General features: G+C 40.2%; 21 protein-coding genes. 7 read left to right on the forward strand and 14 right to left on the reverse strand.

The window, feature by feature from the left end; translation table 11 throughout:
• Positions 1 to 57: 57 nt before the first annotated feature.
• The 7 genes from R0J88_RS01950 to R0J88_RS01980 form a co-directional block, all read right to left on the reverse strand.
• The gene (locus R0J88_RS01950; RefSeq protein WP_039037614.1) at positions 58 to 672 is read right to left on the reverse strand and encodes a TetR/AcrR family transcriptional regulator; all 615 of its coding nucleotides are present in this window, start codon (positions 670 to 672) and stop codon (positions 58 to 60) included.
• Positions 673 to 821: 149 nt separating this feature from the next.
• Positions 822 to 2228: an efflux transporter outer membrane subunit gene (locus R0J88_RS01955; protein WP_410898900.1), complete on the reverse strand. Its 1407-nt coding sequence runs from the start codon at positions 2226 to 2228 to the stop codon at positions 822 to 824.
• The gene (locus R0J88_RS01960) at positions 2228 to 5359 is read right to left on the reverse strand and encodes an efflux RND transporter permease subunit (RefSeq protein WP_410898901.1); all 3132 of its coding nucleotides are present in this window, start codon (positions 5357 to 5359) and stop codon (positions 2228 to 2230) included. Before R0J88_RS01960 ends, R0J88_RS01955 begins: the two co-directional genes overlap by 1 nt.
• A gap of 12 nt (positions 5360 to 5371) precedes the next feature.
• Positions 5372 to 6529 carry an efflux RND transporter periplasmic adaptor subunit gene (locus R0J88_RS01965; protein WP_410898902.1) on the reverse strand — a complete coding sequence of 386 codons (1158 nt, stop codon included), beginning with the start codon at positions 6527 to 6529 and terminating at the stop codon, positions 5372 to 5374.
• Between the two features lie 458 nt (positions 6530 to 6987).
• Positions 6988 to 8265, reverse strand: coding sequence for a hemolysin family protein (locus R0J88_RS01970; protein ID WP_410898903.1), 1278 nt, complete (start codon positions 8263 to 8265; stop codon positions 6988 to 6990).
• 133 nt (positions 8266 to 8398) lie between these two features.
• Positions 8399 to 9100, reverse strand: coding sequence for an amino acid ABC transporter substrate-binding protein (locus tag R0J88_RS01975; RefSeq protein ID WP_219422088.1), 702 nt, complete (start codon positions 9098 to 9100; stop codon positions 8399 to 8401).
• Positions 9101 to 9222: 122 nt separating this feature from the next.
• On the reverse strand, positions 9223 to 10332 hold the full coding sequence (locus R0J88_RS01980) for an arginase family protein (protein WP_219422089.1): 1110 nt from the start codon (positions 10330 to 10332) through the stop codon (positions 9223 to 9225).
• 443 nt (positions 10333 to 10775) lie between these two features.
• Between R0J88_RS01980 and udp the strand changes: the two genes are divergently transcribed.
• The gene (gene udp / locus R0J88_RS01985) at positions 10776 to 11531 is read left to right on the forward strand and encodes a uridine phosphorylase (protein ID WP_010556752.1); all 756 of its coding nucleotides are present in this window, start codon (positions 10776 to 10778) and stop codon (positions 11529 to 11531) included.
• A 62-nt stretch (positions 11532 to 11593) separates the two neighbouring features.
• Here the strand turns inward: udp and cdd are convergent, their stop codons facing one another.
• Both cdd and ppc read right to left on the reverse strand, forming a co-directional pair.
• On the reverse strand, positions 11594 to 12520 hold the full coding sequence (gene cdd / locus R0J88_RS01990) for a cytidine deaminase (RefSeq protein WP_010556753.1): 927 nt from the start codon (positions 12518 to 12520) through the stop codon (positions 11594 to 11596).
• 362 nt (positions 12521 to 12882) lie between these two features.
• Positions 12883 to 15528: a phosphoenolpyruvate carboxylase gene (gene ppc, locus R0J88_RS01995; RefSeq protein WP_006791658.1), complete on the reverse strand. Its 2646-nt coding sequence runs from the start codon at positions 15526 to 15528 to the stop codon at positions 12883 to 12885.
• Positions 15529 to 15648: 120 nt separating this feature from the next.
• Here ppc and R0J88_RS02000 point away from each other — a divergent pair, with 120 nt between their 5' ends.
• The 6 genes from R0J88_RS02000 to R0J88_RS02025 all read left to right on the forward strand — a co-directional run bounded on the left by R0J88_RS02000 (position 15649) and on the right by R0J88_RS02025 (position 20047).
• Positions 15649 to 16047: a thiol-disulfide oxidoreductase DCC family protein gene (locus R0J88_RS02000; RefSeq protein WP_138739622.1), complete on the forward strand. Its 399-nt coding sequence runs from the start codon at positions 15649 to 15651 to the stop codon at positions 16045 to 16047.
• Positions 16044 to 16772 carry an SDR family NAD(P)-dependent oxidoreductase gene (locus R0J88_RS02005; RefSeq protein WP_410898904.1) on the forward strand — a complete coding sequence of 243 codons (729 nt, stop codon included), beginning with the start codon at positions 16044 to 16046 and terminating at the stop codon, positions 16770 to 16772. The genes R0J88_RS02000 and R0J88_RS02005 overlap by 4 nt, the downstream gene beginning before the upstream one ends.
• 9 nt (positions 16773 to 16781) lie before the next feature.
• A complete protein-coding gene (locus R0J88_RS02010; RefSeq protein WP_006791655.1) occupies positions 16782 to 17390 on the forward strand; it encodes a flavin reductase family protein in 609 nt (202 codons plus the stop codon).
• Between the two features lie 153 nt (positions 17391 to 17543).
• Entirely contained in the window at positions 17544 to 18764 is a 1221-nt protein-coding gene (locus R0J88_RS02015) for a M24 family metallopeptidase (RefSeq protein ID WP_138739621.1), read from the forward strand.
• Between the two features lie 108 nt (positions 18765 to 18872).
• Positions 18873 to 19532: a DsbA family oxidoreductase gene (locus R0J88_RS02020; protein WP_006791653.1), complete on the forward strand. Its 660-nt coding sequence runs from the start codon at positions 18873 to 18875 to the stop codon at positions 19530 to 19532.
• A gap of 167 nt (positions 19533 to 19699) precedes the next feature.
• Complete coding sequence (locus tag R0J88_RS02025; protein ID WP_410898905.1) at positions 19700 to 20047, forward strand: energy transducer TonB; 348 nt, start codon at positions 19700 to 19702, stop codon at positions 20045 to 20047.
• Positions 20048 to 20125: 78 nt separating this feature from the next.
• Here the strand turns inward: R0J88_RS02025 and R0J88_RS02030 are convergent, their stop codons facing one another.
• The 5 genes from R0J88_RS02030 to R0J88_RS02050 all read right to left on the reverse strand — a co-directional run bounded on the left by R0J88_RS02030 (position 20126) and on the right by R0J88_RS02050 (position 23135).
• Positions 20126 to 20404: a peptidylprolyl isomerase gene (locus tag R0J88_RS02030; protein ID WP_004588770.1), complete on the reverse strand. Its 279-nt coding sequence runs from the start codon at positions 20402 to 20404 to the stop codon at positions 20126 to 20128.
• A gap of 69 nt (positions 20405 to 20473) precedes the next feature.
• The gene (locus R0J88_RS02035; protein ID WP_410898906.1) at positions 20474 to 20896 is read right to left on the reverse strand and encodes a thiol-disulfide oxidoreductase DCC family protein; all 423 of its coding nucleotides are present in this window, start codon (positions 20894 to 20896) and stop codon (positions 20474 to 20476) included.
• 17 nt (positions 20897 to 20913) lie between these two features.
• A complete protein-coding gene (locus R0J88_RS02040) occupies positions 20914 to 21438 on the reverse strand; it encodes a response regulator transcription factor (RefSeq protein WP_058429798.1) in 525 nt (174 codons plus the stop codon).
• The gene (locus R0J88_RS02045) at positions 21435 to 22673 is read right to left on the reverse strand and encodes an ATP-binding protein (RefSeq protein WP_410898907.1); all 1239 of its coding nucleotides are present in this window, start codon (positions 22671 to 22673) and stop codon (positions 21435 to 21437) included. The genes R0J88_RS02040 and R0J88_RS02045 overlap by 4 nt, the downstream gene beginning before the upstream one ends.
• Before the next feature lie 54 nt (positions 22674 to 22727).
• Positions 22728 to 23135, reverse strand: coding sequence for a DUF4440 domain-containing protein (locus tag R0J88_RS02050; RefSeq protein ID WP_039037600.1), 408 nt, complete (start codon positions 23133 to 23135; stop codon positions 22728 to 22730).

Consider the following 23135-nt stretch of genomic DNA (forward strand, 5'->3'; position numbering starts at 1 on the left):
TACTATAAACCCGCTAATATAGCGGGCATATAGTTTATGCATTTTAATAGCACTATTTTAATCTTCAAACGGCATTAACAACGTTTTCATTGCCGGGCGAAGCGCAATTAAAACTGTCTCTTCAGTAAGTTCGGGGTAAAGCACTTTTCGCAAAAGTAAGCCTGCCATTACTGAAAAAATAACATTAATACGGCTTTCTAGCTCTACCTCATCTATGTCTTTTATCACACTGCGTTCACTTATTAGCAATTGGCGCATTCTATTTCGCGCTTGCGTGTCGGCATCACGTAATAGTTTAGCTACCTTTACGTTTCTACCAGCTTCAGCGAGCATTTCTAAATCAACCGCACATTCACCGGTATCCATATGCCTTTGAACGCCGATATTTAAACCGTTCAATAATACTGTGAGCGTATCTTCTGGTTGCCCTTCAAAATGCTCAAATATAGAAAACATTTCTTCCATATCTTTTTCAATAATACTTTCTATAATGGCTTCTTTACTTTCAAAGTAGTTATAAATATGCCCGGCACTCATTCCTGCTGTTCTGGATATTTCAGCCATACCTGCAGCATGAAAGCCTTTACGACGAAAGCATTCAGCCGCCGCAGTTAAAACCTGATCACGACGCGCTTTGGCTATCGCTGGATCTGTCTGTCTTTTAGTTTTCATACAAAGCTCCACTGCCAAGTGATTAGACTCGACAATAAGGCAAATACTTAATCATTTTGAAATACGCCTTTCACTCATAAATAAGTATTTAGCCCTATATAAATCTAGTTAATTAGCTGCAAAAAGGTGTTTACAGCTAAAACCCTTACTTAGTTGGTTTGATCGCTTTTCTCCCAGCCACCGCCCACTACTTTATAAAGGCTAATTTGGCTAGCTAACAAAGCCTGTTGACCCAAAATTTGCTGTTGATGTGCACTGTACCAGCTGCGTTGTGCATCAAGGACTTGTAAATAGCTATCAACACCTTTATCGTAACGCGCCTTTGATAGCGAAAACGTAGACTCTCGGCTTTGTAGTAACATATCAAGTGCACTTAATTGCGTTTGATAGCCTTCGTTATCTGCTAACGCATCGGCAACTTCGCGAAATGCTTGTTGAATTTTTTGCTGATAAGTAACTACAGCAATTTGTTGGTCGGCCTTAGCAACATCTAGCTGAGCTTGGTTTCTGCCCATATTAAAAATAGGTAAAGTAACTGATGGAATAAAACTCCACGTACCCGAACCTGCATCAAATAAATCACTTAAATCGTTAGAGGCAGTACCCGCATTAGCCGTTAAGCTAATACTGGGGTAAAAAGCAGCACGCGCTACACCAATGTTGGCATTAGCGGCCAATAACTGATGTTCTGCTGCTTTAATATCTGGGCGTTGAGTTAATAAATCAGAAGGTAAACCAACCGGTATTTTAGGCAACGCTAATAACGAGTCCAGCACCTTATTTGGCAGAAGTTCAGGGCTTACTGGTTTTCCTACTAATAAATCAAGTGCGTTTTTATCGCGCTTTAATAAACGCTTATACGTTGCAATATCAACCTTTGCGCTGGCAACGGTACTTTTCAATTGCTCTAACGTAATTTTAGATGCTGCGCCTAAATCAAAACTTTTTTGAGTAAGCCCAAGCGACGCTTGTTGCGATTTTAATGTTTCCTCAGCAAGCCCAAGTAACTGTTGATCGGTTGCATAATTAAGCCACGCATTAGCCAGCTCTGCTACCAGCGACACTTGCGTACTGTATTGAGTAAGCTCAGTAGAGTATAAATTTTGCAGTGCTTGTTGAGTTTGGTTACGAACCTTACCCCATATATCTAATTCGTAAGAGGTAATACCTACAGTAGCACTGTATTGCGAGCTTATACTCGCCTCATCAGTACTTGTTAAACTGGCAGGCAGACGCTGGCGAGTGCCCGAACCATTAACATTTAAGGACGGATACAATACTGAGTTTTCTATTTGATACAACCCACGTACCCGCTGCACATTGAGCATCGCAATTTGCAGATCTTTGTTGTGCTCAAGGCTTTGACCTATAAGCACCTGTAATTTTTTATCGCTAAAAAACTGCTGCCACTTTAATGTGTTAACTGTGGCTTGCCCTGTTTGAACTGAATACTTTTCGGGTACTGGCAGCGCCAAATTTTGCTGTTCAGGTGCCAACTGGCACCCACTTAAAGCAGCCAACGTAAGCACACTCAACGAAAAGGTTTTTATATGCATTATGCTATCTCCTCGTTAGTGTTTTTTTCTTTTGCAGGGAATACACGGCGTACTAATACAAAAAACAACGGCACAAAAACAACAACCAAAATAGAAGATGCGAGTGTTCCACCAATAATTGAAATGCCTAATGCGTTTTGCGCACCAGAGCCTGCACTTGATGCAATGGCGAGTGGAATAACACCACAAATAAAGGCCATTGAAGTCATTAAAATTGGGCGTAAACGCAGTCTTACTGCAGCCACAGCCGCTTCAACTAAATCAAGCCCTTTGTCCATTTTATGGATAGCAAATTCCACAATTAATATGGCATTTTTAGACGCTAACCCTATCGTAGTTAATAAGCCCACTTGCAAGTAAATATCGTTTGATAATCCGCTACCCAATGCAGCCATAGCAGCACCAAATATACCTAACGGAACAATCATCATAACCGCAAACGGTACCGACCAACTTTCATAAAGAGCCGCTAAACATAAAAATACAAATAACAACGACAAACCATACAATAAAGGTGCTTGGCCGCTGCTAGAGCGTTCTTGAAATGAAATACCGGTCCATTCAGACGATATACCATTTGGCAGCTGTTTTACCAAGCGCTCCATTTCATCCATTGCTTGTCCTGTGCTGTAACCAGGTGCAGCGGTTCCTTGTATTTCCATTGCTGAAAAGCCATTGTAACGCTCTAAACGCGGCGAACCATAAGTCCAATAGGCCGTTGCAAAGGCAGAAAACGGAACCATATCACCCTCATTATTACGTACATACCACTTATTTAAATCTTCAGGCACCATTCGAGATTCAGCATCGCCTTGCATGTATACTTTTTTAACACGCCCACGGTCAATGAAGTCATTTACATAACTACTGCCCCAAGCCGTAGCAAGGGTGTTATTAATATCGGTTTGCGACACACCCAATGCTTGTGCTTTAGCTAAATCGGTATCGAGTTGTATTTCTGGCATATCTTCTTGACCATTAGGGCGTACACCAGCCAATATCGGGCTTTGGCTTGCTAAACCTAATAGTTGATTACGTGCTGCTAAAAGCGCATCGTGGCCCAAACCTACACGGTCTTGTAAAAATATATTAAAACCATTTGCTGTTCCCAGTTCTACAATTGCTGGTGGTGGAAAAGCAAACACAAACGCTTCTTTAATACTGGAAAAGTACCCCATAGCTTTACCTGCTACACCTTGCACAGATAAATCATCACGTTGGCGTTCATCCCAATGCTTAAGATTAACAAACCCTATTGCTGAGTTTTGGCCAGAACCTGCAAAGCTAAACCCGGTAACAGTAAAAATACCGTTTACTGCTTCAGATTGTTCGTTCAAGTAGTGGTTTTCTACTTTTTTAACCACTTCAAGTGTTTGCTCGGTTGTAGAACCCGCAGGTAACGAAACTTGGTTAAATAATATGCCTTGGTCTTCATCTGGTAAGAATGCGGTGGGTAAATTTGAAAACACATAAGCCATTCCACCTACAATTAAAAAGTATATAACAAGGTAGCGTTTAGCATGTTTGATCATACGGCTCACAAAGCTTTGCGCACCCGAATTTGTTTTGTCGAACCCGCGGTTAAACCCTGTAAAAAATTTACCAAATAACGACTTATCATTATGAACATGGCTAGGCTTCAAAAGCGTTGCACACAGTGCCGGCGTAAGTATAAGCGCCACAAGTACCGATAAACCCATAGCAGAAACAAGGGTAATTGAGAACTGACGATAGATTATGCCCGTCGAGCCGCTAAAAAAGGCCATCGGAATAAATACAGCAGAAAGCACCATTGCAATACCAACAAGCGCGCCTTTAATTTCGTCCATTGATTTGCGGGTTGCATCAAGCGCTGAGAGTTTTTCTTCGGTCATCAGTCGCTCTACGTTTTCTACAACAACAATGGCATCATCAACTAGTAACCCGATGGCAAGCACCATGGCAAACATAGTCAATGTATTAATTGAGTAACCGAAAGTGTATAAAATACCAAACGTACCCAGCAATACCACTGGCACTGCAATTGTTGGAATAAGCGTTGCTCTAAAGTTTTGTAAAAACAAGTACATAACAACAAACACCAACACAACCGCTTCTATAAGCGTATGAATTACTTTTTCAATTGAAAGCGCCACAAATGGTGTAGTGTCGTAAGGCACAACCGCTTCAAGTCCCTCAGGAAAAAATGGCTCTAATTCGGCAATGGCATCTTTTACACCCTGCGCAGTATCAAGCGCGTTGGCGCCACTGGCCAATTTAATCCCTAAGCCAGAAGCTGGTTTTCCATCATAACGCGCGACAACCCGGTAGCTTTCACCACCTAGCTCAACACGGGCAACATCACTCAACTTTACAAAAGAGCCATCTGCATTGGTTTTAACTAAAATATCTCTAAATTGCTCAGGAGTTTGTAAGCGGCTTTGCGCGGTCACAGTCGCGTTGAGTTGCTGTCCCGCCACCGCAGGCATAGCACCTAGTTGCCCAGCCGACACTTGTGCATTTTGAGCACTGATAGATGCACTTATATCTGCAGGCGTTAATTTATAGTTTTGAAGCTTAGCCGGATCTAACCAAATACGCATTGCATACTGCGAGCCAAATAACTGAACTTCACCCACACCTTCAACACGCGAAACAATATCTTGCACGTTTGATGACACGTAGTCGCCAATATCAATGTTGGTCATGCTGCCATCTTTAGACATAAACGCATAAACCATCAAAAAGTTACGGGCTGACTTTGCAACCACAACACCTTGCCTTTGCACGGCTTCAGGTAATAGTGGCGTTGCAGTAGCTAACTTGTTTTGTACTTGAACCTGAGCAATATCAGGGTCGGTTTCAGCGCTAAACGACAGTGTGAGCGTTGCTGAACCGCTAGACTCTGACGTTGACGACATATATAACAAGCCATCTAAGCCTTTCATTTTTTGCTCTATCACTTGTGTAACAGTATCTTCGAGCGTACGCGCCGATGCACCTGGGTAGGTAGCCGTAATACTTATTGCTGGCGGCGCGATAGACGGATACTGCGCAATAGGTAAACTTTTAATTGCTAATATACCTGCTAGCATCACTACTATGGCAAGTACCCAAGCAAATATAGGTCTATCGATAAAAAATCGTGACATGTAAATTCTCCGTTATTGCGCTTTAGCAGTTTGAACTTCAGATGGGCTAACTGGTGCGCCTGGGCGAATTTTTTGTAGCCCTTCTACAATCAGTTTATCGCCTTCCATTACGCCATCAGTTACAAGCCAATTAGATCCAATGGTGCGGTCTGTTTTCAAAACGCGGCTCTCTACAGTATTGTTTTTGCTAACAACCATTGCGGTAGGTTCACCTTTCGAGTTTCGACTAACACCGCGCTGTGGAACTAAAATAGCGTCGTTTTTAACACCTTCAACAATTGAGGCGCGAGCATACATCCCTGGAAGTAGTAACTTTTCAGGGTTAGGAAATTTAGCACGTAATGTAACCGACCCTGTACTTGGGTCAACTGTCACCTCAGAGAACTGTAAAGTGCCTTTATGAGAATATAAAGAGCCATCTTCCATAGTGAGTTCAACATCGGTTTGACTGGTTGAATCCACACTTAGGTCGCCCGAAACAATCGCTTTTTTAAGCTTGGTTAATTCGCTACTCGACTGCGTTAAATCAATATAGATAGGATCAAGTTGTGTAACTGTTGCCAAAGAAGTGGCTTGGTTGGCACTTACTAACGCACCTACGGTGACATTCGATTTACTAATTTGCCCACTAATAGGCGAAGAGACATGACTGTATTCTAAATTAATTTTTGAGGTTTGCAGCTGCGCTTGAGCAGTAAGGAGTTCTGCTTTTGCTTGCTTGTAGGCTGCATCAGCCTCGTCGTAATCTTGCTGGCTAACCGCTTTAATTTTTAATAATTCACTATAACGAGACGCTTTAGCTTTACTGCTTGCAATGCTTGCTTCAGCGCGGGCAACAGCAGCTTCACTTGCCGCTAAGTTGGCTTCAAAAGTAGCAGGATTAATTTGGTAAAGCGCTTGACCTTTTTCTACTTGAGACCCCTCGGTAAATAAACGTGATTGCACAATACCGCTTACTTGCGGGCGTATTTCTGCAATTTGAAATGCACTAATACGTCCAGGCAACTCTTGCCTTAAAGTTAGCGATTGTTTTGTAAGCGTAATAACCCCTACCGGCACAGCTTTAGGAGCAGCTGCCTGCGACTGCTCTGTCACTTGGTCACAACCAGTCAACGCAACTGAACCTATGAGAATTGAAAATACAAATAAAGCGGTGCTAGAACGCTGCATGTTAAATACCTTTAATTTAGAGTGAACGATCATTCTAAATTAAATGTTAGTGAGAATACATCTTAATAAGCTGATCTTTACACAAAATTACACTCAATTATGCGACCTCATACTTAATCACGAAGTAATGTTAATAAGGCTTTTATAATAAATATTTGCACCTACAAGCTAACTATAGTGCTCAGCGCACTGTATTTTTTAAAAATAGAAAAGTACTTACGCAAAAACCTTCTTTGTTTAAATTAAAGCCTAAAAGTAGATAGTGAAGAGATTTAGATATTATATTTCAGTTAATTAGGGGGTGAGCCATTTAGCCAGATACCCATTAGGCTATAGCCAAATACAATTGTTATAACGAACAAATTTATAAACTTTCATTAACAAAAAAGCCAAGGCGAACTTGGCTTTTTTATTCATGACGTGGTTAAGCGTTTATAAAGAGATTAGGATGGCAAGCTTTAAACTAATCTAGATACAAGCAATTGCTCTACACGAATACCTTCAACATCAACAACTTCAAATTTAAAGCCCGCATAACTAATGTGTTCAGCGCGTTTTGGTATACGCTTCATTGTGTAAATTAAAAAGCCTGCCACCGTCTCAAAATGTATTTGCTCTGGGAACTCGTCTATATCAAGCACTTTAGCTAAATCGGTAATTGGCGTCAGCCCGTCAACTAACCAAGAGCTTTTATCTCGCTCGATTATTAGTTCATCCCCTTGGTGAGTTATTAAATCTCCCATAAAGCCTTTCATTAAATCTTTTACAGTAACAATACCAACAAGCAGCGCGTATTCGTTTACTACAATAGCAAATGGTTTAGCGGCGCTTTTAAATGCATTTAATGCCTCTGACAAACTTAATGTTTCTGGTAAGTAAAATACGTCAGTATCAACTAATTCGTCATTGATATTAGCGGCTTCACCTTTAAGTACTTGGCGTAAAATATCTTTTGATTCAACAGAGCCATGTAATTTGTCTAAGTTACCCGACACAACTAAAAAATGATTGTGCGGGTGATCAATAATTTTGGTCGCAATGTCATTACTGCTTTCGTTTAAATCGAAATACACAATTTGGTCACGCGGGGTCATTACGCTTGATAAAAAACGAGCTTCTAAATCAAACACATTACCTATTAAGTCATACTCTTGCTTTTGCAAACTACCATACTCAGCGCCAGCTTCCATCATGGCAACAATGTCTTCTGTGGTTACATTATCTTCACGCTCTGCGGGAACTTTAAACAGTCGCAGTACAAAGTTAGTCACGCCATTAAAAAACATGACTAAAGGCGTTAATGCAAATGTAACCCAACGCATTATGTTAACGACCTTAACGGCGACAGCTTCTGGCATGATCATCGCTAATCGCTTTGGCATTAAATCGGCGAATAAAATAAATAACGAGGTAATAGTAAAAAATGAGAATAAAAAGCTAATTTTCTCTACATATGCACCCTGATAAAATAAAACCAATACTTTTTCAACGTATGGCGATAACGCTTGTTCACCTACAATGCCACCTAAAATAGCGATAGCATTAAGTGCTATTTGTATCATGGCGAAGAACGCGCCCGGATTTTCTTGCAGTTTTAATACTGCAGCTGCATTTAAACTGCCTTCGTCTGCCATTACACGAAGTTTTATTTTTCGTGACGCTGCAATTGCTATTTCCGACATAGCAAACAACGCACTGATCAAGATCAATAGACTAATCCCGATTAAATCACCCATTTAACGCTCCAAAAAGTTAGCGCTTTTTATATAAAAAGCAGCTGATTATAGTCGCTTTTTTAATCGCAGCAATTGATATTTTTACTTTGTGTTTAAGTTTTTATTATTCAGCTAGTTAAATGATTTTTAGCCACTAATTAAGAGAGGAGGTTTGTCTAAATGCAAACTGTAACTGTGTAATTAACGACTCATCCATATTTATGTTACACGCAAAATATAATGGAGATTGAGCCGTATTTAAATCAAGCACTGGCTCGAGTAAATTTAACTTTGGTGATGTTTTGAGACGGTAATTAAATTGTTTTTTACTTAAAATGACAAAATCAAGAATGTCACGGCGTGCACTAATTAGCTTATCTATTTTATCTAAGTTATCAATCAGCAACAGATGCCGGGTTTCGTTAAAACCGCGTTCAAGTAAATAATGATGGCTAAAGTTATCTCTTAATACTGCTATTTTATAGCGCTTGGCATCATGTAAAGTCTTTAACTTTATGCCTCGAGATTTCAGCCCATAAATCGCTGACTCAAACTCTTCAAGTTCAGCTATCCACACAAAGTTATTTTCTCTTGGTGGCAAACGAACAATTGAGAAAATACAGGTGTTTTTATCTCGAAGGGCTGCGTTATAAGACACACTCCAATTGTTAGCCGACATAGTGTAACTAATACCAGCAGCATTAAGGGCGTTTTTTACCTTTTCTACAGAGCGACCAGCCAATTGCTTGTTTGCATCGAGATATTGAAAGTCAGGGAAAACTTCCGTAACTATATTAATTTCGTTAGCATGCGCAATAGGGTATAAAAAACAAAGTAAAAAAACGAATCCCTTCATTGGGTAAAAGCCTCAACTAAATTAGTGCAATTATTCAATAAATATAGTTGAGGCTTTGTAGACTGCTAGTTTTGAGTATTTAATAAAATAAGATTAAGTCAATAGTATTAGTTTTTAAGCACTTATTTATTCATCGCATTAATTAAAAACGCTGAAATTTTTGCGCCTTCTTTTAATGTTGTCTCAGAACTTGCTTGGCCCACAAGTGAACTGTCGGTAAATGGTGCTATTTCCATCATATCAGCGCCCGTAATAGGAAACTCATCGGCAATGGCCGATAAAATGTCTAGCGCGTGCTTTGGTGTTAAACCGTTATCTTCCGGTGTACCGGTTGCAGAAGCAAATTCGGCATCGAGTGCGTCAATATCAAAACTTACATACACTTCATCAACATTATCCGCTTTTAGTTGCGCGATAGTCTCTGCAGCAACAGCGGCTGCACCGCGTTCAATAATTTCATGCGCCCAATGTTGCTTAACCCCAAATGTGTTTTCCCAGTGTGATTTTGGTTTTCCACTTGAACGTATACCAAATTGAATTAAGTGATGGGGTGCAGGTAAAAACTCCAAAATATGTGTACACCAAGAGCCAAAACATAAATCTATACCCAAGCGCTCCACAAGCAAATCGGTGTGCGCATCAAAATGAATAATAGCTGTGCGCTTACCTTGCTCACGTTTAGCTTTTAAATACGCTTTGGTTAATGGATAACTAATAGAGTGGTCGCCACCAATACCAAAAATACCCTTATCTTTGAACGTCGCGTAAAAGCTGTCGCACACATCTTCAGTAATTGATAACGGACTTACGTAGTAGTCGTTATTTTCGTTTCCGTATAGCGCTTTTTGGCAATTAGAGATAGTTGCGTCGTTTAGGTATTTGTCATGTAACAAATGCGGAATAACACGCACATCGCCTAAGTCGAACGAATGACATTCAGGGTGCTGATCAATTAATGCTGAGCGAACAAACAAAGGCCCCCAATTGGCACCACGTAAAATACCGCCACCACAATCAGAACTAATTCCAAGCATGACCGCTTTATGGGGAGAGTGAGGCAACTCATTTAACGATTCGCGCCATAGCTTATCTACATTTTCGGTTTGACCATACAGTTTATTTCGAAGTGCCGCTTTTCGCTCTTTTGCAGTATTAACGGTAAAAACACCATCGCCAGGAGCACATAAGCAGTGCTCTACTTTACTATTAAATGCTTGAATTTCTTGACTCATAATAAATCCTTATGAATTGTTCAGTGCGTATTTTAGTGATTATTTATGCAAAACGATTAAACAGGCCTAAACTTTAAAAAATTAAAAATTAAAAATTTTCTTTGTCTGTATCATTAAAAACCCTTTCAAAACCAACTTAAAATAAAAACATAAGAAACTGATATTTAAAAACTTTTAATTAATGCAGGCAATCATCATTTATGACTAACCACTTAGTGAGTGATACTTATAATGCTTGCGCACACAAGTCAACCGCACAAGTAAACCAGCAATCCATGGGTGTGCTTGAATATTCATAGTTGATGAATAAAATACGCTAAAGCCCTATTTTACTGGCTTAAACAAGCACTCAATTATATTAATACGGACATACGTCCTGTACTTAAGAAAGGTTTCTAGCAATTATGCTAGATTGATAAAAATTATTTTAAAAAGGCTTAGATATGGAAAAGGTATTTCACTTAGGACTATGTATTGACGATCTACAAGGTGCAAAACTTGCGATTGTGCCCGGTGACCCAGATCGCGCTGCACGTATTTCTCAATTCCTAGACAACCCAACCTGCCTTGCTCAAACACGTGAGTTTCATGTTTATCTAGGTCAATTAAATGGCCACTCTGTGGTTATATGCTCAACCGGTATCGGCGGCCCATCTACATCGATTGCAGTAGAGGAACTTGCTCAATTGGGCGTGCGTCAATTTTTACGTATTGGTACTACGGGTGCTATTCAGCCGCACATTAATGAAGGTGAAATTTTAATTAGCCAAGCGTCTGTACGTTTAGACGGTGCAAGCCAACACTTTGCACCACTAAGCTACCCTGCTGTGTCTGATTTTTATGCAACACAAGCCATGGTTGAAGCTTGTAAAAACTTAAACATTGACTTTCATATTGGTATTACTGCATCTAGCGATACATTTTACCCGGGCCAAGAGCGCTACGACACACACTCGGGTTATGTACCAAAAGCATTCCAAGGTAGTTGTGAAGAATGGCAAAAGCTGGGCGTAATGAACTACGAAATGGAGTCGGCCACATTATTCACTATGTGTGCAGCTCTTGGCTTGCAAGCTGCCTGTGTTGCCGGTGTATTAGTTAACCGTACTCGTCAAGAAATTCCTAACGTTGACCACGGTGAAATAGAAAGAAAATCAGTGGCTGTTGTATTAGAAGCCGCTAAAGTGTTACTAGATTAATTTTACTTAATAAGTAAAATTAATATGTAAAAGCACAGCTTATTAGCTGTGCTTTTTTGACTCTACTTAAGCGCTGCACTAATTATTTTTAGCTCTGGCAAATCAGTAAATCCCGATAGTACCGCCTTCGAAACACCCGCTTGATTTTCGTGCCCTTTAGTTTCTAAAAGTGTGATGCCTTTCACCGTCTTTTTATCAAAACTAAGACCAGCTAAAAAGAACTGACTCAACGCGCTTTGCAAAGGCGATAAACTTGGGCTATAGGCTGCGTTTTCTGCATAACTGCCGTAAAAATCCCCATTATTAAATGTACTTAACTTGACCGCACTAAAATTTTGACTGTACGGTACATACGCATTTAACGCAAAGCCAGCAAAAGTCTCTTCGATCTGTTTGTCATCAAAAACCGCAAGCTGAGGCTTTGGGTTAAACAAGCTAAATTCGTTACCCAAATCGGTTGGTCCAAACGAGTGAGGTAATAGCTCTGCCAATTTAAAATGTTGACTTGGAAGTAAAATATCAAATTCTTTTGCATCGGCTAATTCATTCATAAATTGGCGACAGTAGCCACACGGAGCGTCGCTTATAGCAATTTTAAGAATTTTTTTAGCGCCATTTAACCAAGCATTATTAATGGCAGACTGTTCTGCATGAACAACGAGACTCAGTGCTTGGTGATCAAACTCTACATTAGCGCCAAAATAAAAATTAACTTGTTGCTGATCATCTAGAGCTTTGACAATAGCACCCACATGAAAATGTGATACTGGAGCTACTGAAAACTCAGACGCTAAAGGTACTAAACCTTGTAACAGTGAATCGACAGAAACATTAAACTCTTTGCAAAGCTGTTCAATGTTGTTGGTGTTTAATATGCCGCGTTGCGACTTTAATTGGCTACGTAAGGACGCGGTTTGCGCTACGTTTAACGTGATATGAGAATTTGTAAGGGCTGTATCTTCTTGTACAGTAAAAGTTGCTGAAGCCATAATGTATTTTAATTATTCAATGGCTAAGTAGTTTAAAAGTTTAAGAGCCAAATTGCTAGGGCCTGTTGACCTTTCAGGCTTAAAACTTGTTCAAACTAGAGACAATTTAATCGTGGCGCGAGGTTTGTAACCTAGTGGGCTAAGTAAAACCGAGCAAAGCTTCCTCGGGCAACGCGTGTTTGGTATTCATGCTGCGTTATCGCCTATTTATCGGGAATAAACACACTGCATAGGCGCTGCCTTGCCTAAGCACCAAATACACTGCTGAAAATTTAACCGCGAAAGGTAAATAGACCTTAGGTTATTAAACACAAAAAAAGGGAACACGGCGTGTTCCCTTTCTAAATAACAAACGTTAACGATTAACCAGTATTACGCATACCTGCAGCAATACCCGTCATAGTGATCATTAATGCATTATCGATATCACCTTCGTTGTGCTCCTCGTTAGAGCGAGCACGTCGAAGCAATTCAACCTGCAAGACATTGAGCGGATCGGTGTACGGGTTTCGTAAACTAATCGACTCTTTTATCCAAGGCTGAGCTGCAAGTAAGCTTTTTTGCGGGCTTAACGACTGCACAAGCTCAATGGCTTCTTCAAGCTCTTTTCGCAACGTTACACCTAACGGCTTGTACATATCTTCCACCAGCGCATTATCATAGTGCTCACTTAACCAGCTATCGGCTTTACTAAATACCATTTCAAGCATTTCTAAACGAGCTCTAAAAAATGGCCAATTGAGGCTCATTTCGTTTAGTGTTTCTAAGCCATATTGGTCTAGTGCCTTTTTTAAGCCTGTTAACGCACCTAACCAAGCAGGCAACATTAACCTGTTTTGACTCCATGCAAAAATCCATGGAATAGCACGTAAACTTTCAACGCCCCCATTAGGGTTGCGTTTTGCAGGGCGAGAGCCAAGCGGAAGTTTAGAAAGCTCTAATTCTGGCGTTGCCATTCTAAAGTAAGGAACAAAGTTTTCGTCGTGGCGAACAACATTGCGGTAATGCTCACACGACTGCTCACTAATAAGCTTCATAACTTCGCGCCATTGTGGCTTAGGCTCTGGCGGTGGTAATAAGTTACTCTGCAGTACTGCCCCTGCATATATATTTAGGCTTTGTAGTGCTACATCTGGCAAACCAAATTTAAAGCGTATCATTTCGCCTTGCTCTGTTACCCGTAAACCGCCTTTAAGTGAGCCTGGCGGTTGCGAATGCAGTGCTTGTGCAGCCGGTGCACCACCTCGACCAACAGTCCCTCCTCGGCCGTGGAATAACACAAGCTCAATGCCGCGCTCGTCTGCAAGCTGCACGAGTTTATCCATTGCTTCGTATTGGGCCCAACCTGCTGCCATCATACCGGCATCTTTAGCCGAGTCTGAATAACCAATCATTACATTTTGCGTATTTTGAATATGGCCGCGATACCACACGTTATCGAGTAATGTGGTGATCACGTCGCTACCATTATTTAAATCGTCTAATGTTTCAAATAATGGGGCAACTGGCAATTCAAAACTACAGCCGCTTTCTTTTAGAAGAAGCTGAACAGCTAAAATATCGGATGCAGTGCGTGCCATTGAAATAATATACAAACCAAATGTTTTTTCATCTTGCTTTGCAATTACATCGAAGGTGTCGAGCACTTCTTGTACATCAGGGCTTGGTTGCCAATGCTTAGGAATAAGCGGACGACGCGAATTAAGCTCCGCTAGTAAAAATGCTTGCTTGTCTTGCTCTTGCCACTGGTTGTAGTCCCCTAACCCTAAATAACGCGTAAGTTCAGAAAAAACGTCGCTGTGGCGCGATGAGTCTTGACGTACATCTAGTTTTGCCAAACGTAGGCCAAAACTGTTTAAACGATGCATTAAATCAAGTAGTAAGCCATCGGCAACGACTTTCATGTTACATTTTAATAGAGAACGATAGCACACCTCAATTGGGTGCTTAAGCTGGTTAATATCAGTAACAAGATCTTGTGCGTCAGTGCGTTTGTGTTTAATTTTTGCACCTAAATGTGCCACTGTTTCAGACACTTCGCCTTTAAGCTTTTTAAGCACAGTGCGGTAGGGTTCAAAATCTTGGCCTGCCAACTCAATGAGTTCGTCGCTAGCGTCAGACATAGATAGCTCAGCGCATAACGTATCAATATCTCGGCTATATAAATCAAGCGCCATCCAGCGACCATGGTCAAGAACTTGTGAAGTAACCTGTGCAGTAACAAATGGGTTACCGTCTCGGTCTCCACCCATCCAAGAAGTGAATTCAATTGGGCTGTAGTCAATGGGCAACTCTAGACTTAACTGCTCTTTAGCATGCTCCGAAAACTCACGTAAAAAACGCGGTACAGCATGCCAAAGGCTATTTTCAATAACTGCATACCCCCATTTAGCCTCATCAACAGGCGTTGGGCGCGAACGACGAATGTCGTCTGTATGCCACGCTTGGCTTATTAACTGAGCAATTCTATTTAAAATAGCTTCGCGCTCATGTTCCAAGTTATCTTTTCGCTCAAGCGATGCTAAACAATCGCTCAACTCAACGTGCTTGTTAATAATTGTACGGCGTGTAACCTCTGTGGGGTGGGCCGTTAGTACTAAATTAATGTGGAGTTTTGAGAGTGTGTCAGCAAGGTGGTTAGAGTCTAACTGACCTTCTTGTGCTTTAGCGGCTAACGTTTTTAATGTTTGAGTGAGAGGGTTTTGCTGGCCAAGACCAGCGTCATTAAAACGCGATACAGTATGAAACTGCTCTGCCACATTGGCTAAATTTAAAAAATGATTAAATGAACGGGCAACCGGTAAAAGCTCTTCATCACTAAGGGCATGTAATACTTCAATTAACGCCTTGCGATCGTCTTCATTACCACTGCGAGAGGATTTTGATAAAGCGCGAATTTCTTCTACTTTATCTAAAATTGCTTGGCCTTGGGCATCTTTTATAGTTTGACCTAATAATTGTCCAAGTAGACCTACATTACCTCGCAGGGCGGCATATTGTTCACTCATTTCTCAGTCTCCTTTGTTTCATGGAGGACTATTAATATCATTAAGAGCGCATATTTAATAGATCCATTTGCAATGTCATGTCGTAAAAAAGTATAGATAAAATAATCACAAAGCACTGATATGATCATTTTTTACGACGGTAACTGCCCACTTTGCAGCACTGAAATGCAACAGTTAAAACAAGCAGATAAACACAGCTTAATTACCCTTGAGGATTTAAATGCTGCTGATTTTAGCGAGCGCTACAGGCATATAAACAAAAACCAAGCACTTACATACCTACAAGCGCAACTAAAAAATGGCGAGTTAATTTATGGGCTAGACGTAACGTATCAAGCGTGGAAAACAGTTGGAAAACACCGCTGGTTGAAAATTTTTCGCTTGCCTGTTATTCGTATTTTTGCAGATTGGGGCTATATTTTTTTTGCAAAACATAGGCACTCTATAAGCAGGTTTTTAATGCCTAATACCCAGTGCAACAACGGCCAGTGCGCCATAAAATCAAAAGGAAAAAAATGAAGACAATTATTCTTTTTGGCGCTAGTAGCGCGATTGCTAAAGCCTACGTGAAGCACCTTCAAAACCAAACAATTGAATTTAACATTGTATGCGTCAGCTCAAGTAACCATGTTCCACAACACAGTAACAACATTACTTTTTACAATACTGATTACTCTACTGACAGCTTATTTGGCCTTACTCAACATTTAAAAGATGAGCAAGCCGACATACACCAGGTAATAATGTTCAACGGTAAGTTACATAACTTCGAGCACATGCCAGAAAAAAAGCTTGAAGACATCAACGCTGATTATTTTAATTTGTTACTAAACGCAAATACGCTTACCCCATTGCTCTGCTTACAAAGCGTTTTGCCTTTAATCAATCATAAAACGCACTGCACTATAACCGCGCTAAGTGCACGAGTAGGTAGTATTAACGACAACAAAATGGGAGGCTGGTACAGTTATCGAGCATCTAAATCAGCCCTTAACATGTTATTTAAAACTGCTGCAGTAGAGCTTGCTCGTCGTGCAAAGAACACCAAGCTTGTGCTATTTCATCCTGGTACAACTGACACTGACCTGTCTAAGCCTTTTCAAAAAAATGTACCCGAAGGCAAATTGTTTACACCTGAATTTGTAGCACACCAACTTTTTGACTTAACAAATAACAACCCTGATTTAGAACTAAATGGCGAGCCAGCTTATTTAGATTGGCAAGGCTCAACTATACCGTGGTAAGGATTTAAAATGCATTTTACTAAAGCGCGTATCGACGCACTTGAAAAACGTACTCGTACACATTTAATAAACTCGTTATCTGGGTTTAAAAGTGCAAACCTAATAGGCACACAAGACCTACTAGGCAACACTAATTTATCGATTGTTAGTTCGGTTATTCATTTGGGTGCTCACCCTCCCCTCGTAGGTATGATAATGCGCCCACACAGTGTACCGCGCCATACGTTTGAAAATATATTACAAACAGGTGTTTACACTATCAATCAGGTAAATAAGTCTATTTATAAACAAGCGCATCAAACCTCAGCACGCTACGACAAAGACGAATCCGAATTTGAGGAAACAGGGTTAACACCTGAGTACTTAAATGAGTTTTCGGCCCCTTTTGTAAAAGAGAGTCGCTTAAAATACTCAGTAAAATTTGTTGAAAGTAAACATCTTGAAATTAACGGAACTGAACTAGTGATTGGTGAAATTGTCGATGTGTATTTAGATGAAACCGCTCTGCAAAGCGATGGGTTTCTAGATTTACAAGCCATTGATACTGTTGCGGTTACAGGCCTTGACAGCTACCACACAGCAAATAAATTAACGCGCCTTCCCTACGCAAAAAAATAACTTTTAGGGGTGCATGTCACCCCTTTGTCATGACAAACGCACAACCCAACTTAACCCCAACGCACTAAAAACCTCAATCGATGTTGCTGATCGCAGAACATTGAATTTTAAAAATGCATTGCGCACAATAGCGAAAATTCCAAGGAGAATCCCATGAGCACAATCGGTATTGGCACGCAAACCCCAGAGCAAGCATTGGCCAGCTTAAGTAATATGACCCAATCGTTAACACCTATTCAGACTGACGAACACATTGAACGTATAGCAAAAGCACAAGCTTATATGACAGCTAATAACATTGATGCAATTTACCTAAATGCAGGGACCAACCTAACCTACTTTACGGGTATGAAGTGGTATGCGAGTGAGCGTATGGTTGGCGCAATTTTACCTGCGATTGGTGAAGTACAGTACATAGCACCTTATTTTGAAATTGGTACTCTAGATGGCTTTAAAGTGGTTGAAGGGCCAATACACGGCTGGCAAGAGCACGAAAACCCTTATGCGCTATTTGTTAGAGTATTAAAGCAACTAAACATTAGTGACGACGCCACCATCGGCATCGATGAAAGCGCACAGTTCTTTATATTCGATGGTATTAACAAAGCGCAAAAAGGCTTGAATATTATCAATGCACAAAGTGTTACTGCACATTGCCGTATGCACAAATCGGTTAACGAATTAGCACTTATGCAGTGCGCAATGGACATGACCTTAGCCGTTCACCAAGCCACTGCGAGTATGCTTTACGAAGGTATTACCACCACAGAAGTAGAAGCCTTTATAAAAAAAGCGCATCAAAAAGTAGGTGCTCCGGGCAACTATTTTTGTATTGTACTGTTTGGCGTAGCAACGTCGTTTCCACATGGTGTTAAAGATGCGCAAGTGCTTAAAAAAGGCGATATGGTATTAATAGATACCGGTTGTAAAGTACACGATTACCTTTCAGATATAACCCGCACCTATGTATTTGGTGAACCAACACCGCGCCAGCGCATGTTTTGGGATCACGAAAAAGCAGCGCAACTGGCCGCATTTAACACCGCAAACATTGGTACTACATGCGAAGATGTTGACGCAGGTGCTCGTAACTATTTAGCGGCTCAAGGGCTGGGCCCGCAGTACCAAACACCGGGTTGCCCGCATCGAACTGGCCATGGTATTGGTTTAGATATTCACGAATGGCCATACTTAGTTGGCGGTGATAAAACCCCACTTGCCCCAGGCATGTGCTTTAGTAACGAGCCAATGCTAGTGATACCCGATGAATTTGGGGTGCGTTTAGAGGATCATTTTTATATGACCGACAACGGTCCGCATTGGTTTACAGAGCCTAGCCACAGTATCGACGACCCATTTGGGCTTAACGCTTAATTCCTTCAAGAGCAGCTGTTTAGCTGCTCTTTTTATTTTATTCGTTGATAAAGTCCAGTTCATCCCAATATCGTTTGTTATACCAAAGCAATCCGCAAAAGGATGAATATGAAAAATTTTAAAATTGATATCGTGTCAGACGTAATGTGCCCATGGTGTGTAGTAGGTTATAAAAATCTTGAGACAGCACTTGGCCAACTTAAAGACGAAATGAGTGCAGATATTACATGGCATCCTTTTGAGCTAAATCCAGATATGCCAGTTGAAGGTCAAGACTTAAATGAGCATTTAATGCAAAAGTACAACCTAACTGAAGAACAAGGCGATGAAAATCGTAAAAACATGTTTGAAGCAGGAAAGCGTGCTGGATTTACGTTTAACTTTGATGGCAAACGTATCATGATCAACAGCTTTGATTTGCATCGTTTATTAATGTGGGCACGTGAAGAAGGTAAGCAAACCGAGTTAAAACTCGCATTTTTTGAAGCGCACTTCACCGATTTAAAATACTTAAACCAAGAAGACGCTCTGCTTGATGTTGTCGAAAGTGTTGGCCTTGATAAAGAAGAAGCCCGAAATATTTTGCACTCAGACAAATACGTTCAAGCTGTACGCCAAGAGCAAAATAACTTTAAACAAATGGGTATTACCTCAGTCCCTACGTTTATCATAAACGATAAATACGCACTCACTGGCGGACAACCAAGCGACTCATTTATTCAAGCACTAAAACAAATTAGCGAAGAAGAAGCCAAGCAAGATGCTTGATATACAAATAAATTTTAAAACAAAAAAAGGCTGCACATTGCAGCCTTTCTTATATATTTATGAGTTCAAAAATAATACAAACTTGTTATTTACCTTCGTTCTCTTTTGGTGTCATTATAGAAACTACATTTAACAAATCAATAATAGTACCTATAAAGGGATTTATAATGAAATATATAATTACAACACTAACTTCACTGTTTCTTTTAACTGCATGTTCGACAACACCTTTAGCTGATAGCCCTCACTCTACGCTTATAATGCCGAGTCCTCCGGAATATCCAATTAAAAACGCCCGTGAAAAGATAGAAGGTAGCGTGACAATGTCTTTTGATGTAGATACATCTGGTAAGCCAATTAATATTAAGGTGATCAAAGCTGAGCCTGTTAAAACTTTTGATAAAGCTGCAATTCGCTCTCTTTCTAAATGGCGTTACGCACCTAAAGTAGTTAATGGTATTGCAGTAGTTGATGAAGACTTAAAAATGACTATAGATTTCAATTTAGAAAAATAATAACTAACTAAAACAAAAAAAGGCTGCACATTGCAGCCTTATTTATATACCCAAAGATACATCTTTAATTAAAGTGAACTAAGTACGATAAAGTACTTTAATAACATGCCAGCCAAATTTAGTTTTAACTAGGTGTGGCTCTAAAATAGCGCCATTAAAGGCTATTTTGTCAAACTGCGGAACCATTTGCCCGCGTCTAAACTCACCTAAGTCACCGCCTTTTTTACCCGATGGGCACGACGAATATTTTTTAGCTAAGGTTTGAAATTTTGCACCTTTACCTAATTGCTTAATAATGTCTTCTGCTATTTCTTTGTGCTTAACCAATATGTGGAGTGCGTGCGCTGTACTTGCCATTTCAAAGCCCTGATAATTTAAAACGCGGCGATTTTAGCACAGCCCCTGTTTGAGGGCATCTAATTGATTCTATAAATAGTGAAGTTCATCACATTTAGAGGGAATACGGCAATACTGATATTTTCCAAATAAGGTATAACGGTTTAAAGCAATTTTATCGTACAGCCAATTATTAAAGGTATTAGGTAAAACACTAAAAATAGTTGCTAATTTGTAAGGGTAACCAAGCTGATTCACTACTTCAAAAAAAGCATGGCTTTGTGTGAACACTTTGCCGTTTTGTAAGTACACCATAGAGGCGTATTGTGTAGTTGAAAAACCAAAGTGAGTTAATAGCACTTCACCTTTTGGAGATTGCACGCTACATAATTTAAAAATGGCATTGGTATCATTACTAATTATAAAATTACACCACGCACTGCATAATTTACATTGTGAGTCGAATAATATAATTTTGCGATTACGCATTAGTGTGACTGCATTTTCACTCATTTATTTTCCTTAAGCGATTAGTGCTGGACCGGCTTTTTTTGTAACTTACGTTGCAATGTGCGTCTATGCATATTTAATTGCCTAGCTGTGACCGATATATTGCCATTATTACTGTGTAGCACTTGCTGAATATGCTCCCATTCTAAGCGTTCAGGCGACATAACAGCATCATCAATACTCGTTTGAAGCTCACTTGTTTCGTTATTAAGTGCTTTTAATAATGTTGCCATATCAATAGGTTTAGTTAAATAATCGTTTGCCCCTAAGCGCATTGCTTCAACCGCAGTGGCAATGCTTGCAAACCCGGTTAGTAACACTATATGTGTATTTTCTAATAAGTTGCGCAGTGGCTTTATAAGCATTAAGCCGTTGTCGTCCCCGAGTTTCATGTCTAATAAAATAGAGTCGGGTACTATTTGGCGCGCACGAAGTAACGCATCACTTTGGTTATGCGCAACATCACATATAAAGCCTTGCTTAGTTAAACGCCTAGCAAGCGTACTGGCTAAATTTATATCGTCTTCAATTATCAGTAACTTCATTGTGCTGCTTGCTCACTATTAATGATGGCTAATTGTACCTTTGCTACGGCACCGCCTTCTATATGGTTAAATAAGGTTAGCGAGCCATTTAGTCGCTCAAATGTGGCGTTAGATAATAACACGGCCAAACCCATGCCTTGTTCGCTAGGCATTACCTGCCCCCCTAGTTCAGCTAGTTGTGAGGGCGTAAAACCATCGCCAAAATCACGGATTAATAAGTCTATACATTGATCTTGCTGGTTAAGCTCCCAGCTTAACTCAAGCTCTGTTTTACCTTGTTTTTGATTAGCCGTAGCTGCATTTTGCAATAAATTTAATATAGCAGGCAATAACATCGCATCACTTAAAAGAATCGCATTAATGGGAGGTGAAAACCATTTTATATGTTGACCGGGGTATTGTAATAAAAAGGTATCGTTAATGGCTGTTTGTAATTGATCTATGGTTATTTGATCTTTAGCATTTTTAACCCGTATTTGCTCCGATAGCGCTCTAAAACTATTGAGCTGATCGCGACATTGTTCAAGTGGGGTTTGCATCTGTTTAACTATAGTATTGTTTGGTTGCTCCTCTAATAATTCTTCAAACAACAGTTGTAAGTTAGCTATCGGTGTTGCTAACTGATGAGTTATTTGTGCTGCAGCTCCATCAAGCGTTACTAGTTGCTCATTTCGTAGTTGTTTTTCTCGGGCTTTGGCAATGACGCGTTCGCGTTCTTTTAGTGCACGGCTCATAGCCCCTATCACAAGCGCTATTACACTGGTACTTAAAACAAAGTTAACCCACATGCCAACAAAGTGACCGCTCATGTTCATTTGATGCATACTGTGATCGGGCATGTTTATTAACAAAAAGCTGTATGCAGCAATGGCAAGCAAAGCAATATACGCTAAGCCTTTTTCACGTAGCGTTACCGCTGCTATCATAATGGGCAGTAATAATAACGACACAAATGCATTAGTTGCGCCGCCACTTAAAGAAAGCAAAATAGTTAAAAACAAAACGTCAGCAGTGAGTTGCATCAGCATAACCGAGGGCTTAGCGTGACTAACCTTTCGGTAAGCAAATAGACTAATTAATTGAAATGCAGCTTCTAAAGTAATAACACCAAGTAAGGGCAGTAATGCCAATTGGTAATCAAGTAAAAAATAAACACTTAACACTGCAATTAGTTGTACTGCAATAGCGCCGCTTCGAAGCATAAGTAAACGGCTGATAGTGGGATCGGTTTGCATTAACAAAACAATGATTTTCCAATTTAATATATAAAAATGAATTGAGTTAAAACGTTACTCGTCGTCCATTGAAATTGTAAAAGCAGCGCACGGTGTGCCTTGATGAAACACCATTTGCCATTCCTGCGCGCTATTTTTACGCCATAACGACATGCGAAGTGAATAATTAAATTCGGCACGGGCTGAGCGCCTATACGCTGCTTGATAACTTATTTGCGCCACATCTATACTCAACATTCGGCCTTTAAAATGCTGATTATAAAACTGCGGCACCACCTCTGTGGGTAGGCGTGTGAGTACTTGGTATTTATTAAACGACGTGCCATTAGCAGCAATTTCGATAAACTCATCGTCGAGTAAAGCGTCGAGTGCACGCTCTGATTGGCGAACTTCAGGCTCAAGTAATTGACGCTCAGCCTCAATTAAATGATTAAACAACGACGCTTTAATTTTGCTGCTCAT

The sequence above is a fragment of the Pseudoalteromonas sp. SIMBA_162 genome, assembly GCF_046535955.1.
GTDB classification, from domain to species: Bacteria; Pseudomonadota; Gammaproteobacteria; order Enterobacterales; family Alteromonadaceae; genus Pseudoalteromonas; species Pseudoalteromonas marina.

Bases quoted from the DNA above. Each gene is read 5' to 3' on its own strand.
- udp (WP_010556752.1), top strand. From the start codon at position 10,776: ATGGAAAAGGTATTTCACTTAGGACTATGTATTGACGATCTACAAGGT.
- R0J88_RS02005 (WP_410898904.1), top strand. From the start codon at position 16,044: ATGAAGACAATTATTCTTTTTGGCGCTAGTAGCGCGATTGCTAAAGCC.
- R0J88_RS02040 (WP_058429798.1), bottom strand. From the start codon at position 21,438: ATGAAGTTACTGATAATTGAAGACGATATAAATTTAGCCAGTACGCTT.
- R0J88_RS02010 (WP_006791655.1), top strand. From the start codon at position 16,782: ATGCATTTTACTAAAGCGCGTATCGACGCACTTGAAAAACGTACTCGT.
- R0J88_RS02015 (WP_138739621.1), top strand. From the start codon at position 17,544: ATGAGCACAATCGGTATTGGCACGCAAACCCCAGAGCAAGCATTGGCC.
- R0J88_RS02050 (WP_039037600.1), bottom strand. From the start codon at position 23,135: ATGAGCAGCAAAATTAAAGCGTCGTTGTTTAATCATTTAATTGAGGCT.
- R0J88_RS01955 (WP_410898900.1), bottom strand. From the start codon at position 2,228: ATGCATATAAAAACCTTTTCGTTGAGTGTGCTTACGTTGGCTGCTTTA.
- R0J88_RS01960 (WP_410898901.1), bottom strand. From the start codon at position 5,359: ATGTCACGATTTTTTATCGATAGACCTATATTTGCTTGGGTACTTGCC.
- cdd (WP_010556753.1), bottom strand. From the start codon at position 12,520: ATGGCTTCAGCAACTTTTACTGTACAAGAAGATACAGCCCTTACAAAT.
- R0J88_RS01980 (WP_219422089.1), bottom strand. From the start codon at position 10,332: ATGAGTCAAGAAATTCAAGCATTTAATAGTAAAGTAGAGCACTGCTTA.
- R0J88_RS01965 (WP_410898902.1), bottom strand. From the start codon at position 6,529: ATGCAGCGTTCTAGCACCGCTTTATTTGTATTTTCAATTCTCATAGGT.
- R0J88_RS02035 (WP_410898906.1), bottom strand. From the start codon at position 20,896: ATGAGTGAAAATGCAGTCACACTAATGCGTAATCGCAAAATTATATTA.
- R0J88_RS02045 (WP_410898907.1), bottom strand. From the start codon at position 22,673: ATGCAAACCGATCCCACTATCAGCCGTTTACTTATGCTTCGAAGCGGC.
- R0J88_RS01975 (WP_219422088.1), bottom strand. From the start codon at position 9,100: ATGAAGGGATTCGTTTTTTTACTTTGTTTTTTATACCCTATTGCGCAT.
- ppc (WP_006791658.1), bottom strand. From the start codon at position 15,528: ATGAGTGAACAATATGCCGCCCTGCGAGGTAATGTAGGTCTACTTGGA.
- R0J88_RS02025 (WP_410898905.1), top strand. From the start codon at position 19,700: ATGAAATATATAATTACAACACTAACTTCACTGTTTCTTTTAACTGCA.
- R0J88_RS01970 (WP_410898903.1), bottom strand. From the start codon at position 8,265: ATGGGTGATTTAATCGGGATTAGTCTATTGATCTTGATCAGTGCGTTG.
- R0J88_RS01950 (WP_039037614.1), bottom strand. From the start codon at position 672: ATGAAAACTAAAAGACAGACAGATCCAGCGATAGCCAAAGCGCGTCGT.
- R0J88_RS02020 (WP_006791653.1), top strand. From the start codon at position 18,873: ATGAAAAATTTTAAAATTGATATCGTGTCAGACGTAATGTGCCCATGG.
- R0J88_RS02000 (WP_138739622.1), top strand. From the start codon at position 15,649: ATGATCATTTTTTACGACGGTAACTGCCCACTTTGCAGCACTGAAATG.
- R0J88_RS02030 (WP_004588770.1), bottom strand. From the start codon at position 20,404: ATGGCAAGTACAGCGCACGCACTCCACATATTGGTTAAGCACAAAGAA.